Source organism: Leclercia sp. UBA1284 (genome assembly GCF_002308415.1).
GTDB lineage: Bacteria > Pseudomonadota > Gammaproteobacteria > Enterobacterales > Enterobacteriaceae > Enterobacter > Enterobacter pneumoniae.
The window spans coordinates 192,907-206,144 of sequence record NZ_DBUS01000008.1 but is presented as its reverse complement, the minus strand read 5'-3'; the positions used below and the strand labels follow the sequence as shown (position 1 = coordinate 206,144).

General features: G+C 54.4%; 15 protein-coding genes and 1 other RNA gene. 7 read left to right on the top strand and 9 right to left on the bottom strand.

Translation table 11 applies throughout. The annotated features are described in order from the left end of the window. Positions 1-2: 2 nt before the first annotated feature. The 4 genes from trmD to ffh all read right to left on the bottom strand — a co-directional run bounded on the left by trmD (position 3) and on the right by ffh (position 3,237). The gene (gene trmD / locus B3511_RS18460) at positions 3-770 is read right to left on the bottom strand and encodes a tRNA (guanosine(37)-N1)-methyltransferase TrmD (RefSeq protein WP_040074388.1); all 768 of its coding nucleotides are present in this window, start codon (positions 768-770) and stop codon (positions 3-5) included. 30 nt (positions 771-800) lie between these two features. Beyond that, a complete protein-coding gene (rimM, locus tag B3511_RS18455; protein WP_040074387.1) occupies positions 801-1,340 on the bottom strand; it encodes a ribosome maturation factor RimM in 540 nt (179 codons plus the stop codon). A gap of 15 nt (positions 1,341-1,355) precedes the next feature. Next, a complete protein-coding gene (gene rpsP, locus B3511_RS18450) occupies positions 1,356-1,604 on the bottom strand; it encodes a 30S ribosomal protein S16 (RefSeq protein WP_003863133.1) in 249 nt (82 codons plus the stop codon). A 271-nt stretch (positions 1,605-1,875) separates the two neighbouring features. After that, positions 1,876-3,237 carry a signal recognition particle protein gene (gene ffh, locus B3511_RS18445; protein WP_046886243.1) on the bottom strand — a complete coding sequence of 454 codons (1,362 nt, stop codon included), beginning with the start codon at positions 3,235-3,237 and terminating at the stop codon, positions 1,876-1,878. A 166-nt stretch (positions 3,238-3,403) separates the two neighbouring features. Here ffh and B3511_RS18440 point away from each other — a divergent pair, with 166 nt between their 5' ends. Together B3511_RS18440 and B3511_RS18435 are read left to right on the top strand one after the other, a co-directional pair. Further along, entirely contained in the window at positions 3,404-4,195 is a 792-nt protein-coding gene (locus tag B3511_RS18440; protein WP_046886254.1) for a cytochrome C assembly family protein, read from the top strand. A gap of 17 nt (positions 4,196-4,212) precedes the next feature. Further along, the gene (locus B3511_RS18435) at positions 4,213-5,502 is read left to right on the top strand and encodes an HlyC/CorC family transporter (RefSeq protein ID WP_207293863.1); all 1,290 of its coding nucleotides are present in this window, start codon (positions 4,213-4,215) and stop codon (positions 5,500-5,502) included. Between the two features lie 48 nt (positions 5,503-5,550). On the opposite strand, the gene grpE is transcribed toward B3511_RS18435, so the two are convergent. After that, positions 5,551-6,144: a nucleotide exchange factor GrpE gene (gene grpE, locus B3511_RS18430; protein WP_040074383.1), complete on the bottom strand. Its 594-nt coding sequence runs from the start codon at positions 6,142-6,144 to the stop codon at positions 5,551-5,553. Between the two features lie 121 nt (positions 6,145-6,265). Between grpE and nadK the strand changes: the two genes are divergently transcribed. The 3 genes from nadK to bamE all read left to right on the top strand — a co-directional run bounded on the left by nadK (position 6,266) and on the right by bamE (position 9,384). Next, the gene (gene nadK / locus B3511_RS18425; protein WP_040078426.1) at positions 6,266-7,144 is read left to right on the top strand and encodes an NAD(+) kinase; all 879 of its coding nucleotides are present in this window, start codon (positions 6,266-6,268) and stop codon (positions 7,142-7,144) included. Positions 7,145-7,229: 85 nt separating this feature from the next. Further along, entirely contained in the window at positions 7,230-8,891 is a 1,662-nt protein-coding gene (recN, locus tag B3511_RS18420) for a DNA repair protein RecN (protein ID WP_286787206.1), read from the top strand. A 151-nt stretch (positions 8,892-9,042) separates the two neighbouring features. After that, positions 9,043-9,384, top strand: a complete 342-nt coding sequence (gene bamE / locus B3511_RS18415; protein ID WP_040074379.1) for an outer membrane protein assembly factor BamE — start codon at positions 9,043-9,045, stop codon at positions 9,382-9,384. Positions 9,385-9,443: 59 nt separating this feature from the next. On the opposite strand, the gene B3511_RS18410 is transcribed toward bamE, so the two are convergent. Together B3511_RS18410 and B3511_RS18405 are read right to left on the bottom strand one after the other, a co-directional pair. After that, positions 9,444-9,731 carry an RnfH family protein gene (locus B3511_RS18410; RefSeq protein WP_040074377.1) on the bottom strand — a complete coding sequence of 96 codons (288 nt, stop codon included), beginning with the start codon at positions 9,729-9,731 and terminating at the stop codon, positions 9,444-9,446. Next, positions 9,721-10,158 (bottom strand): type II toxin-antitoxin system RatA family toxin, encoded by a 438-nt coding sequence (locus B3511_RS18405; protein WP_040074376.1) that lies wholly within the window; start codon positions 10,156-10,158, stop codon positions 9,721-9,723. Before B3511_RS18405 ends, B3511_RS18410 begins: the two co-directional genes overlap by 11 nt. A gap of 155 nt (positions 10,159-10,313) precedes the next feature. On the opposite strand from B3511_RS18405, the gene smpB reads away from it, so the two are divergent. Together smpB and ssrA are read left to right on the top strand one after the other, a co-directional pair. Continuing rightward, positions 10,314-10,796, top strand: coding sequence for an SsrA-binding protein SmpB (gene smpB / locus B3511_RS18400; RefSeq protein ID WP_286787205.1), 483 nt, complete (start codon positions 10,314-10,316; stop codon positions 10,794-10,796). Positions 10,797-10,885: 89 nt separating this feature from the next. Further along, positions 10,886-11,248, top strand: a transfer-messenger RNA (tmRNA) gene (gene ssrA / locus B3511_RS18395). 93 nt (positions 11,249-11,341) lie between these two features. Here ssrA and B3511_RS18390 read toward each other — a convergent pair. Both B3511_RS18390 and B3511_RS18385 read right to left on the bottom strand, forming a co-directional pair. Then, positions 11,342-11,905 carry a hypothetical protein gene (locus B3511_RS18390; RefSeq protein ID WP_286787203.1) on the bottom strand — a complete coding sequence of 188 codons (564 nt, stop codon included), beginning with the start codon at positions 11,903-11,905 and terminating at the stop codon, positions 11,342-11,344. Beyond that, complete coding sequence (locus B3511_RS18385) at positions 11,889-13,211, bottom strand: amidase (RefSeq protein ID WP_286787202.1); 1,323 nt, start codon at positions 13,209-13,211, stop codon at positions 11,889-11,891. The genes B3511_RS18390 and B3511_RS18385 overlap by 17 nt, the downstream gene beginning before the upstream one ends. Positions 13,212-13,238: the final 27 nt, after the last annotated feature.

Here is a 13,238-nt window from a genome sequence, read left to right as displayed (position 1 = left end):
TATTACGCATTCCCATCATGTTCATGCTGCTGGTGCGCGTGTTCTCTTTTGAACTCGGCCAGCAACTTTGCTTGCTCTTCAGTCAGAGCCAGGTTTTCCAGAAGTTCAGGTCTTCTAAGCCAGGTTCGGCCCAGCGACTGCTTCAGGCGCCAGCGACGTATCTCGGCATGGTTTCCAGACAGTAATACTGCCGGAACCTCCATCCCTTCTAACACTTCAGGACGAGTATAGTGGGGGCAATCCAGCAACCCATCAGCAAAGGAATCTTCCGTTGCTGATGCTTCATGTCCCAGTACACCCGGAACAAACCGGGCTACGGAGTCAATCAGCGTCATTGCCGGTAACTCACCACCGCTGAGAACGTAATCGCCGATAGACCATTCTTCGTCAATCTCGGTTTGAATTACGCGCTCATCTACACCTTCGTAGCGCCCACAGACCAGAATCAGCTTTTGATTCGTCGCCAGTTCGCTTACGCCCGCTTGATCAAGCTTGCGTCCCTGAGGTGACAGATAAATCACCTTCGCGCCTTCACCTGCCGCGGCTTTAGCTGCTGCGATGGCATCCCGTAAAGGTTGAACCATCATGAGCATCCCCGGTCCGCCGCCGTAAGGACGATCGTCCACGGTACGGTGCCGGTCATGCGTGAAATCACGAGGACTCCAGCTTTCGATGCTCAGCAGGCCATTTTTTACTGCCCGGCCAGTTACCCCGTAATCGGTAATCGCGCGGAACATTTCAGGAAACAGGCTGATTATGCCAATCCACATAGCGCCGTCTTTTACCGTTTTCAGGAGAATTTAAAAACCAGGATCCCAATCTACTTCAATCGTTTGAGTAGTGAGATCGACTTTCTTGATAACCTGTCCATCGAGGAACGGAACCAACCGCTCCTTGATGCCAAATGCATCTTTCAGGTTTGCCTTAATAACGAGAACGTCATTTGACCCGGTTTCCATCATATCGATGACTTTCCCCAGGCTGTAGCCTTCGGTAGTGACCACCTGGCAACCCATAAGGTCTTTCCAGTAGTAGTCGCCCTCTTCCAGCTGTGGCAACTGCGACGAATCCACGACAATTTCACAATTAGTCAGTGCATTCGCGGCATCACGATCATCTACGCCTTTCAGCTTGATGATGATGTCCTGATTGTGGTGACGCCAGCTTTCCAGCTCGACTTCGACCCACTTACCGGCTTTCTGGATAAACCAGGGCTGGTAATTAAAAATGCTATCAGCGTCTTCAGTGGAGGAAAACACTCTGAGCCAACCACGGATACCGTAGCAAGAACCCATTTTGCCCAATACAATCGGTTCAACAGGTGCTTTATTGCTCATCATGACCACCGTGACAGATTAAGCTGCTTTGTTTGCTGCTTTGATCAGCGTAGCAACGCGATCGGAAACAGTAGCGCCCTGGCCAACCCAGTGAGCGATACGATCCAGATCCAGACGGGTTTCTTCTTCTGCGCCAGCGGCCAGTGGGTTGAAGAAACCAACGCGCTCGATGAAGCGACCGTTGCGTGCATTACGGCTGTCAGTAACAACAACCTGGTAGAACGGACGCTTTTTAGCGCCGTGACGTGCTAAACGAATAGTTACCATAACATCCTCTTGTGTGAATAAAACAACCGGGCCCCATCGAGGAACGGAGCCCGGGTGTCATATTAAAAGCCCGAAAATTTTACTGATTTCTGGGGAAAATGCAATCAGCATATGCTTCACATATGCCAAACAAGGGTTATAAGGCGTATATCGGTGCAGCCAGTTTAGTTTCGGCGTGCGCGCAGAAAGCGGAGCGTACACGTAGTACGTGAGCATTTCGAGCACACCCCGGAGCTAAAATGGCAAACAAGATAGCCTTATATCCCTTGTTTTAGCGGCCTGGGAATCCTGGAGGCATCATCCCCTTCATCCCGCGCATCATCTTCGCCATACCGCCCTTCTTCATCTTCTTCATCATGCGCTGCATGTCGTCGAACTGTTTCAGAAGACGGTTTACGTCCTGCACCTGCATACCGCAGCCGGCTGCGATACGACGTTTACGCGAACCTTTGATGATTTCTGGCTTCGCACGTTCTTTCAGCGTCATCGAATTGATAATCGCCTCCATACGTACCAGCACCTTGTCATCCATCTGCGATTTAACGTTGTCCGGGATCTGGCCCATGCCCGGCAGTTTGCCCATCAGGCTTGCCATGCCGCCCATGTTTTTCATCTGGCGCAGCTGCTCAAGGAAGTCGGTCAGGTCGAAGCCATCGCCTTTCTTCAGTTTATTCGCCAGCTTCTCAGCCTGAGCGCGGTCAACTTTGCTTTCGATATCTTCGATCAGGGACAGGACATCGCCCATGCCGAGGATACGCGAGGCGATACGATCCGGATGGAACGGCTCCAGCGCTTCGGTTTTCTCACCCACGCCGAGGAACTTAATCGGCTTACCGGTGATATGTCGAATAGAGAGCGCCGCACCACCGCGGGCGTCACCGTCCACTTTGGTCAGTACCACGCCGGTTAACGGCAGCGCTTCGTTAAACGCTTTGGCGGTATTGGCCGCATCCTGACCGGTCATGGCGTCAACAACAAACAGGGTCTCTACCGGATTGATAGAGGCATGCACCTGCTTGATCTCGTCCATCATCGCTTCGTCAACGTGCAGACGACCGGCGGTATCCACCAGCAGCACGTCGTAGAATTTCAGCTTCGCTTCTTTCAGCGCCGCGTTAACGATATCGACTGGCTTCTGGGCAACGTCGGACGGGAAGAAATCCACGCCAACCTGCTCGGCCAGGGTTTCGAGCTGCTTGATCGCCGCCGGGCGATAGACGTCCGCAGAAACAACCAGCACTTTTTTCTTGTGCTTCTCGCGCAAGAATTTACCCAGCTTACCAACGCTGGTGGTTTTACCTGCACCCTGCAGGCCCGCCATCAGCACGACCGCAGGTGGCTGAGCCGCCAGGTTCAGCACCTGGTTCTCTTCGCCCATCGCCGAAACCAGTTCATTACGAACGATTTTGACGAACTCCTGCCCTGGGGTCAGGCTCTTGTTAACTTCATGACCAACCGCTTTCTCTTTCACACGGTTGATGAATTCACGCACGACCGGCAGCGCCACGTCGGCTTCGAGCAGCGCCATGCGGACTTCGCGCAGCGTCTCTTTAATATTCTCTTCGGTAAGGCGTCCGCGGCCGCTGATGTTGCGCAGCGTGCGCGACAAACGATCGGTTAAATTATCAAACATTGTCTCTCGCCTGGGGTAGAAACGTTGGGTCGCTCATGCGACACATACACAGAATTTTGCCGGAGTATAACATGAAGGCGGCTTTGTTGTTATGCAACGGTTGGAGCAGGCGTCACGTAACGTTATACTGCTTCTCTTTCTTATTAAGACAACTGTCGACACCTATATGCCTGTTTTCGCACTGATCGCCCTTGTTGCCTACTCCATCAGCCTTGCGCTGATTATTCCTGGCCTGCTGCAAAAAAACAGCGGCTGGCGGCGCATGGCTATTTTGTCGGCGGTGATAGCGCTGGTGAGTCACGCCTTTGCGCTGGAGTCGCGCATCATTCCTGGCGACGGCAGCGTGCAAAATCTGAGCGTGTTGAACGTCGGTTCGCTGGTTAGCTTGATGATCTGTACGGTGATGACTGTCGTCGCCTCCAAGAACCGCGGCTGGCTGTTGCTGCCTATTGTTTACGCGTTTGCGCTGATCAACCTCGCCTTTGCCACCTTCGTCCCTAACGAATACATCACCCATCTGGAGACGACGCCCGGGATGATGGTGCATATCGGTCTGTCGCTCTTCTCCTATGCCACGCTGATTATTGCTGCGCTGTATGCCATGCAGCTGGCATGGATCGATTATCAGCTCAAGAACAAAAAGCTGGCCTTTAGTCATGAAATGCCGCCGCTGATGGTAATCGAGCGTAAAATGTTTCACATCACTCAGGTTGGCGTCGTCCTGCTAACACTCACGCTCTGTACCGGCCTGTTTTACATGAACAATCTGTTCAGCACTGAGAATATCGACAAAGCCGTCCTCTCTATCGTGGCGTGGTTTGTCTATATTGTCCTGTTATGGGGCCATTATCATCAGGGCTGGCGTGGCCGCCGCGTGGTCTGGTTCAACGTAGCGGGCGCTGGCATCCTGACGCTGGCCTACTTCGGTAGCCGCGTTATACAGCAATTTGTTAGTTAGCAACCAAGGAGTTCCCCCTGGAACACATCTCCACCACCGCGCTGATCGTTACGCTGATCATCATGGTGGTTATTTCCGCCTATTTCTCCGGCTCGGAAACCGGCATGATGACCCTGAACCGTTACCGGTTACGTCATCGCGCCAAACAAGGTAACCGCGCCGCCCGCCGGGTAGAAAAGCTGCTGCGTAAGCCTGACCGCCTGATTAGCCTGGTGCTGATCGGCAATAACCTGGTCAATATTCTTGCCTCTGCGCTTGGCACCATTGTCGGGATGCGCCTGTATGGTAATGCAGGCGTCGCCATCGCCACCGGGGTGCTCACCTTTGTGGTGCTGGTGTTTGCCGAAGTCCTGCCCAAAACTGTCGCGGCACTCTATCCAGAGAAGGTCGCCTACCCCAGCAGCTTCCTGCTGGCGCCGCTGCTTATTCTGATGATGCCGCTGGTGTGGTTGCTGAATATGGTGACGCGCCTGCTGATGCGGATGGTGGGTATTAAAGCCGATGTCACGATCAGCAGCGCGCTGAGCAAGGATGAGCTGCGCACTATCGTTAACGAATCCCGCTCGCAAATCTCGCGCCGTAATCAGGATATGCTGCTGTCGGTGCTGGACCTGGAAAAAATCAGCGTCGACGACATCATGGTGCCCCGTAACGAGATCGTCGGCATCGATATCAACGACGACTGGAAAGCCATTGTTCGTCAGCTCACCCACTCCCCGCACGGTCGCATCGTGCTCTATCGCGATTCACTGGACGATACCATCAGCATGCTGCGCGTGCGTGAAGCGTATCGCCTGATGACTGAGAAAAATGAGTTTACCAAAGAGGTCATGCTGCGCGCCGCAGACGAGATCTACTACATTCCGGAAGGCACGCCGCTTAGTACCCAGTTGGTCAAATTCCAGCGCAATAAGAAAAAAGTCGGTCTGGTGGTAGATGAATACGGTGACATTCAGGGACTGGTCACGGTCGAGGATATTCTTGAAGAGATCGTCGGCGATTTTACTACCTCCATGTCGCCGTCCCTTGCTGAAGAGGTGACCCCGCAGAATGATGGCTCTGTACTGATAGACGGCAGCGCCAGCGTGCGCGAGCTGAATAAAGCCTTTAACTGGCATCTGCCAGAGGATGAAGCGCGGACGATAAACGGCATGATTCTGGAAGCGCTGGAAGAGATCCCGGCGGCAGGTACGCGGGTGCGTATCGGGCAGTACGATATTGATATCCTGGATGTGCAGGACAATATGATCAAACAGGTGAAGGTGTTGCCGGTGAAACCGCTGCGGGAGAGTGTGGCAGAGTCATGATGTTACAGGCCGGGTAAGCGAAGTGGCTACCCGGCCTGCAGGTACCCATTACGCTTTCGCTTTCGCCACGGTCACCATCGCTGCGCGAATGGTACGGCCGTTCAGGGTATAACCCTTCTGCATGACCGCCAGCACGTTACCTGCGGCAACCTCTTCCGACTCCACCATCGCGATTGCCTGATGGACGTTCGGATCCAGCGCCACATTGGTATCGGCCACGACTTCCACGCCGAACTTACGTACCACATCGAGCATAGATTTCAGCGTCAGTTCGATACCTTCGATCATCGCCGCGTTGTCCGGATTGGCTTTATCAGCCACTTCCAGCGCGCGATCCAGGCTATCAATCACCGGCAGCAGTTCGTTGACGAACTTCTCCAGCGCGAATTTATGCGCCTTTTCGACGTCCAGTTCGGTACGACGACGCAGGTTGTCCATCTCCGCCTTCACGCGCAGGACGCTGTCGCGCTCACGGCCCTGGGCTTCAGCTAACTGAGCTTCCAGATTCGCAATTTTTTCATCGCGCGGATCCACCTGCTCAGCAGAAGCGTCCGGCTCAACCGCCTCAACTTCCTCGTGCTGTTCCATGATAATTTCTTCCGGGGCTTGCCCCTCAGGCGTTTTCTGTTCTTTACTACTCATGAATTTCTCCGCGTTTTTCTGCATTCAACTCGCTAACTTCGCTTATTATGGGGATCAGTTTCCGGGATTCAAGGGAACAAGCCACATTGTCATCATTCATTCGCACAAGGACCTCCAGAAAATGAATAATCATTTCAAGTGTATTGGGATTGTTGGTCATCCACGTCACCCCACCGCGCTGACGACACATGAAATGTTGTATCGCTGGCTGTGTGCCAAAGGGTATGAAGTGATGGTAGAGCAACAAATCGCCCAGGAGCTACAGCTGACCAAGGTGAAAACGGGCACGCTGGCAGAAATTGGTCAGCAGGCCGACCTCGCGGTAGTGGTTGGGGGTGATGGAAATATGCTGGGGGCGGCGCGCACGCTGGCGCGCTACGACATCAAAGTGATTGGTATTAACCGCGGCAACCTGGGCTTTTTAACAGACCTCGATCCCGACAATGCTCAGCAACAACTGGCCGATGTGCTGGAAGGCCATTACATCAGCGAAAAGCGTTTTTTACTGGAGGCGCAGGTCTGCGCACAGGATTGCCAGAAACGCATCAGTACCGCCATTAACGAAGTGGTACTGCACCCGGGTAAAGTTGCCCACATGATTGAATTCGAAGTCTATATCGATGAAACCTTTGCCTTTTCGCAGCGTTCCGATGGCCTGATTATTTCAACCCCGACCGGGTCAACGGCCTATTCGCTCTCTGCTGGCGGCCCGATTCTGACCCCCTCTCTGGACGCCATTACGCTGGTCCCCATGTTCCCGCACACCCTCTCGGCACGCCCGCTGGTGATCAACAGCAGCAGTACTATTCGGCTGCGCTTCTCGCACCGCCGCAGCGACCTGGAGATCAGTTGTGACAGCCAGATCGCGCTGCCGATTCAGGAAGGCGAAGATGTGTTGATCCGCCGCTGCGATTACCACCTCAATCTGATTCACCCTAAAGATTACAGCTATTTCAATACATTAAGCTCTAAGCTCGGCTGGTCGAAAAAATTGTTCTGATTTTGCATCCAGCACTTTACTGTATAAAAAACCAGATTATACTGTATGAAAAAACAGTCATGGTTTTTCATACAGGAAAACGTTTATGCTGGCACAACTGACCATCAGCAACTTCGCCATCGTTCGTGAACTCGAAATCGATTTTCACAGTGGCATGACCGCCATAACCGGTGAAACCGGTGCCGGTAAATCTATTGCCATTGATGCGCTCGGCTTGTGCCTGGGCGGCCGTGCTGAAGGCGACATGGTGCGCGCAGGCGCGAGCCGTGCCGACCTCTGCGCCCGCTTCGCGCTCAAAGATACCCCTGCCGCCCAGCGCTGGCTTGAAGAGAACCAGCTCGAAGATGGCCGTGAGTGCTTACTCCGCCGCGTCATCAGCAGCGACGGACGTTCCCGTGGTTTTATCAACGGCACAGCCGTTCCCCTGTCGCAGCTGCGCGAGCTGGGTCAGCTACTGATTCAGATCCACGGTCAGCATGCGCATCAACAGCTTGTGAAGCCTGAACATCAAAAATCGCTGCTTGATGGTTACGCTGGTGAGTATGCACTCACTCAGCTGATGGCTGAGCACTATCGCCAGTGGCACCATAGTTGCCGCGAGCTGGCCCACCATCAACAACAGAGCCAGGAGCGTGCAGCCCGTGCTGAACTGCTGGCCTATCAGCTGAAAGAGCTGAATGAATTTAACCCGCAGGCGGGCGAATTCGAGCAAATCGACGAAGAGTACAAACGTCTGGCCAACAGCGGACAGCTGCTCTCGGTTAGCCAGCAGGCATTGAGTCTGCTCGCCGATGGCGAAGATGTTAACCTGCAAAGCCAGCTCTATACGGTACGTCAGTTGGTAACCGAGCTGACGGGAATGGACAGCAAACTCTCTGGCGTGCTGGATATGCTGGAAGAAGCAGCCATTCAGCTCTCCGAAGCGGGGGATGAACTGCGCCATTATTGCGATCGGCTGGATCTCGACCCGAATCGTCTATTTGAACTTGAGCAGCGTATTTCGCGCCAGATTTCTCTGGCTCGTAAACATCACGTGGTGCCGGAAGAGTTACCGGTTTACCACCAGTCACTTCTTGATGAGCAGCAGCTCCTTGACGATCAGGCCGATTCCCAGGAGACGCTCTCCCTGGCGGTGAGCGTTCATCACCAGCAGGCGCTGGAGACGGCGCAGCAGCTGCATGAGGTTCGCCAGCGCTATGCCCAGGAGCTGAGCCAGCATATTACCGAGAGTATGCACGCCCTCTCCATGCCGCACGGTGTCTTCACCATCGAGGTGAAGTTCGAAGCCAACCATCTCACCGCAGAGGGCGCAGACCGCATCGAGTTCCGCGTGACTACCAACCCGGGGCAGCCGCTGCAGGCCATCTCTAAAGTGGCTTCGGGGGGGGAACTGTCGCGCATTGCGCTGGCAATTCAGGTCATTACCGCGCAGAAGATGGAAACCCCGGCGCTTATCTTTGATGAAGTGGATGTGGGCATCAGCGGCCCGACGGCAGCCGTGGTCGGCAAACTGCTTCGCCAACTGGGTGAATCCACCCAGGTCATGTGCGTGACACACCTGCCGCAGGTAGCAGGATGCGGACATCACCATTTCTACGTCAGTAAAGAGACCGATGGTGAAATGACCGAAACGCATATGCAGCCGCTGGACAAACGTGCCCGCCTGCAAGAGCTGGCGCGCCTTCTGGGCGGTAGCGAGGTAACACGTAATACGCTCGCGAACGCGAAAGAACTGCTGGCTGCCTAAACTTTTTCGGGATCTCAGAGTCATACAGAACAATAAAAACGCCGCCAGACCTGGCACCAAAGGTTTTAAAGTGGTGAAAGGTCTATTATCATCGGCATATTACATATGAGCCGTCGCGTATTGCTCGGGCCCGAAAAGGAATCAAATCACTATGCGCTGTAAAACGCTGACCGCTGCCGCAGCGGTTCTCCTGATGTTGACCGCTGGCTGCTCCACCCTGGAACGTGTGGTTTATCGCCCTGACATCAACCAGGGGAACTACCTGGCACCCAATGATGTGTCTAAAATTCGTGTTGGTATGACGCAGCAGCAGGTTGCTTATGCCCTGGGTACGCCGATGATGTCCGATCCGTTCGGCACCCAGACCTGGTTCTACGTCTTCCGTCAGCAGCCTGGCCACGAGAGCGTGACCCAGCAAACTCTGACGTTGACCTTTAACAGCAGCGGTGTGCTGACCAATATCGATAACAAGCCTGCACTCACCAAAGAGTAAGGCTGTCTGGAATGCAAAAAAGGTGCTCAGTGAGCACCTTTTTTTATGGCATGACGACCTTATTTTGCAGCTTTTTCAGCGCGCTGGCGTCGCAGCTCTTTCGGGTCGGCAATCAGCGGGCGGTAAATCTCTACCCTGTCGCCATCGTGTAGCGTATCGCCCAGTTTGACCGGACGGCTGTAGATACCGACTTTGTTCTTCGCTAAATCGATGTCGCTGCGCAGTTCCAGAATACCGGAGCAGCGGATAGCCTCTTCCACCGTCGCCCCCTCTTCCAGGGAAACGCGCTGGAGATACTGTTTTTCCGGCAGCGCGTAGGCCACCTCCACAGCGATTTTAGCTGGCACTGTAAACCTCTTTTGCGCGCGAGGTAAACGCCTGCACCATGTTCGCCGCCAGCTCTTTAAAGATGCGACCAAACGCCAGCTCAATCAGCTTATTGGTGAATTCGAAGTCGAGATGAAACTCGATACGACAGGCATCAGCACTAAGCGGAGTAAATTTCCAGCCACCCATCAACTTCTTGAAGGGGCCATCCACCAGCTGCATCAAAATACTCTGATTGTTGGTCAACGTATTACGGGTCGTGAACGTCTTGCTAATGCCCGCTTTCGAGACATCAACCGCGGCGGTCATTTGCGTCGGGCCAGATTCCAGCACCCGGCTTCCGGTACATCCCGGAAGGAACTCTGGATAAGCATCCACATCGTTCACTAACTGATACATTTGTTCCGCACTGAACGGAACAAGCGCAGTACGACTAATCTGAGGCATAGCGTTTTCCATGATCACACAACCACTAAATAATAACATTTATCGCTTGTTAAAAAAACGCTAAGCCTCATCTCGTGCTAAGATAGCGCGTTAGGCCTCACAGGACGCAATGAGGTGACTTTTGACATCAGATTACTTATGGCTTCACGACACTTATGACGAAGAAAAAAGTACATAAACTCGGCTCGGCAACCATTGCGCTCAATAAGCGTGCCCGCCATGAATACTTCATTGAAGAAGAATTCGAAGCCGGCCTTGCGCTGCAGGGCTGGGAAGTAAAATCGTTGCGCGCCGGTAAAGCTAACATCGGCGATAGCTATGTCATTCTTAAAGACGGCGAAGCGTTTCTGTTCGGCGCCAACTTTACGCCGCTGACGGTCGCCTCGACGCATTACGTTTGCGACCCGACCCGCACCCGTAAGCTGCTGCTGAACATGCGCGAACTGGAGTCCCTTTACGGGCGCATCAATCGCGAAGGCTATACCGTGGTTGCCCTGTCGCTGTACTGGAAAAACGCCTGGTGCAAAGTCAAAATTGGCGTGGCGAAAGGTAAGAAACAGCACGACAAACGCTCTGATGTGAAAGAGCGCGAGTGGCAGGTCGACAAAGCACGTATCATGAAAAACGCAGGCCGATAAATCCTGCGCACTTATTGGTCAATTCAATAAGTTAGGTTATGAGCTGGTATCCCGGACGACAAATCTGGTATACTGCGTTCAACACTATTGGGGCTGATTCTGGATTCGACGGGATTTGCGAAACCCAAGGTGCATGCCGAGGGGCGGTTTGCCTCGTAAAAAGCCGCAAAAAAATAGTCGCAAACGACGAAAACTACGCTTTAGCAGCTTAATAACCTGCTCTGAGCCCTCTCTCCCTAGCTTCCGCTCTTAAGACGGGGATCAAGAGAGGTCAAACCCAAAAGAGATCGCGCGGATGCCCTGCCTGGGGTTGAAGTGCTAAAACTAATCAGGCTAGTTCGTTAGTGGCGTGTCTGTCCGCAGCTGGCGTGCGAATGTAAAGACAAACTAAGCATGTAGTACCGAGGATGTAGAAATTTCGGACGCGGGTTCAACTCCCGCCAGCTCCACCAAAATTCTCCATCGGTGATTACCAGAGTCATCCGATGAAGTCCTAAGAGCCCGCACGGCGCAAGCCCTGCGGGCTTTTTTGTGCCCGATTCACTTCACTTAGCACACCTCTCCCACGGCACCTCCGCCATCGGAATATAAAGCCAATCACTTTTACGGCGCAGCCTTTTTTGCGCACGCATAACCTCTTCCTCTGTCAAAAACATCCCGCCTGGATCATTGCCTGAATCAATCGCATAAAACCGTGTTCCCCTATGGGCAAGCTGTTTGTTGATAACCGAAAAAAGACAAAACGTCGCCCGAATCCAGCTTTCGGCTTCACTCTCCGCCAGATCGCCAGAGTAGATAAGAAATTCATCGCCATTACACTGCACTTTATAAAACGGAATATCGGGATCGCGCTGCTCGCTAAGCGCAGCCGGGTTATCAAGATACTTGTTCAGTTCGGGTAAGAGCCGCTTATAGGCATCGCCGCTCCCTTCTTCCGCAAGGTTTTCGGCATCCAGCAGATGCAGCTTGTCATAATCAAGCGGGCTACTATGGCTGGGCTTAAAGAAGTATTTCAGTAATTTAGAAAGCATTCTCTCTTCCAAAAAGCATAACTGGGGTAGCAGGCATGGCAATATACCTGCCGCAACGCCCCTATTGAAACGCTCCATTTCCAAAAACCTGCTCCACCCCCAGCGCCAGCCCCAGTAACGCGCGCTCCTCCCGCACGGTTCCCAGCAACTCCATCCCCACCGGCAACCCCGTCTCCGCCCTGCCGCACGGCAGCGTAATCGCGGGCAAGCCACTGATTGCCGCCAGCTCCGGCGCACAGCCCGGCGGCATTTTCTCCAGACTCACAGGCTGGCGCTGCACGGTAGGATAAAGAAACGCATCCAGGCGCTGGCTTTCAGCGGCAATGCCCAGCGCCTGGCGCACACGCCGTTGAAAACGACGTCCGGCCAGCCACTCGGCTGTTTTCAGCTTTTCATACGTGAGCATTTTTTCCAGCAATGGAATAAATTCCGGCAGACATGCTCCTGATGAGACGAGCCCCCGCAGGCTGGTGGGCGCGTGCTGCTGCAACGCAAGCCAGCCGTCGAACGCCACCCGAAACTCATACAGGCTCAGGCAAAGCGAGGTTTCAATCTCTGCCAGAACCGGCAACTCTGTCTCAACGAGCATTGCGCCCGCCTGCTGTAGCTTCTCCAGCGCCTGCTGCCAGACAAGGTGTTGCGCCGGGTCATCCCCTTCCAGCGCGCTGATAACCCCAAACCGCGCGCCCTTCAGGGAAGTTGCAGACAGCGGACTCAGCGGTTCACCATGGATGATGGCGTGCAGCAATGCCGCATCCCGCACGGTATGCACCATCGGCCCCACGGTGTCTTTGCTGACGGAGAGCGGCGCCACGCCCGATAGCTGCGCACGGCGAAAAGCGGGTCGCAGCCCCACCAGCCCGGCATAACTACAGGGAATGCGAATGGATCCCCCGGTATCGGTACCCAGCGCTCCCTCTGCCATGCCGATAGCCACGGCGGTGGCGCTGCCCCCGCTCGAGCCGCCGGCCGTTACGCCAGGTTGTAAGGCATTAAGCACATCCCCGCCCAGCGAACTGCGGGAGCGAACGTCAAAAGCAAACTCTGACATATTGGCCCGGGCCAAGATAATCCCCCCCGCTGCACGCAGGCGCTGAACCACCACGGCATCCGTCTCTGCCCTGAGCGATGAAAGCCCCGTGCAGCCGAGCGTCAGCGGCATTCCGGCGCAGGCGATATTGTCTTTAATGATAAGCGGCACACCGTCCAGCGGCCCGGTGGCGGCACCGCTGCGCCGCCGCTGCCACAGACGCTCGGCCTCTGACTGCGCGTCGGGGTTCACGCCGAGAATGGCGTTAAGATGCTGGTGTTGCTCTATAACCTGCAGGCGCCGGGCTACCTCCTCCCGGCAGTCCTGCGGCGGAATCAAACGCAGGGTTGGCATAAGCCGCTCACCTCAATAAAAAGAGGC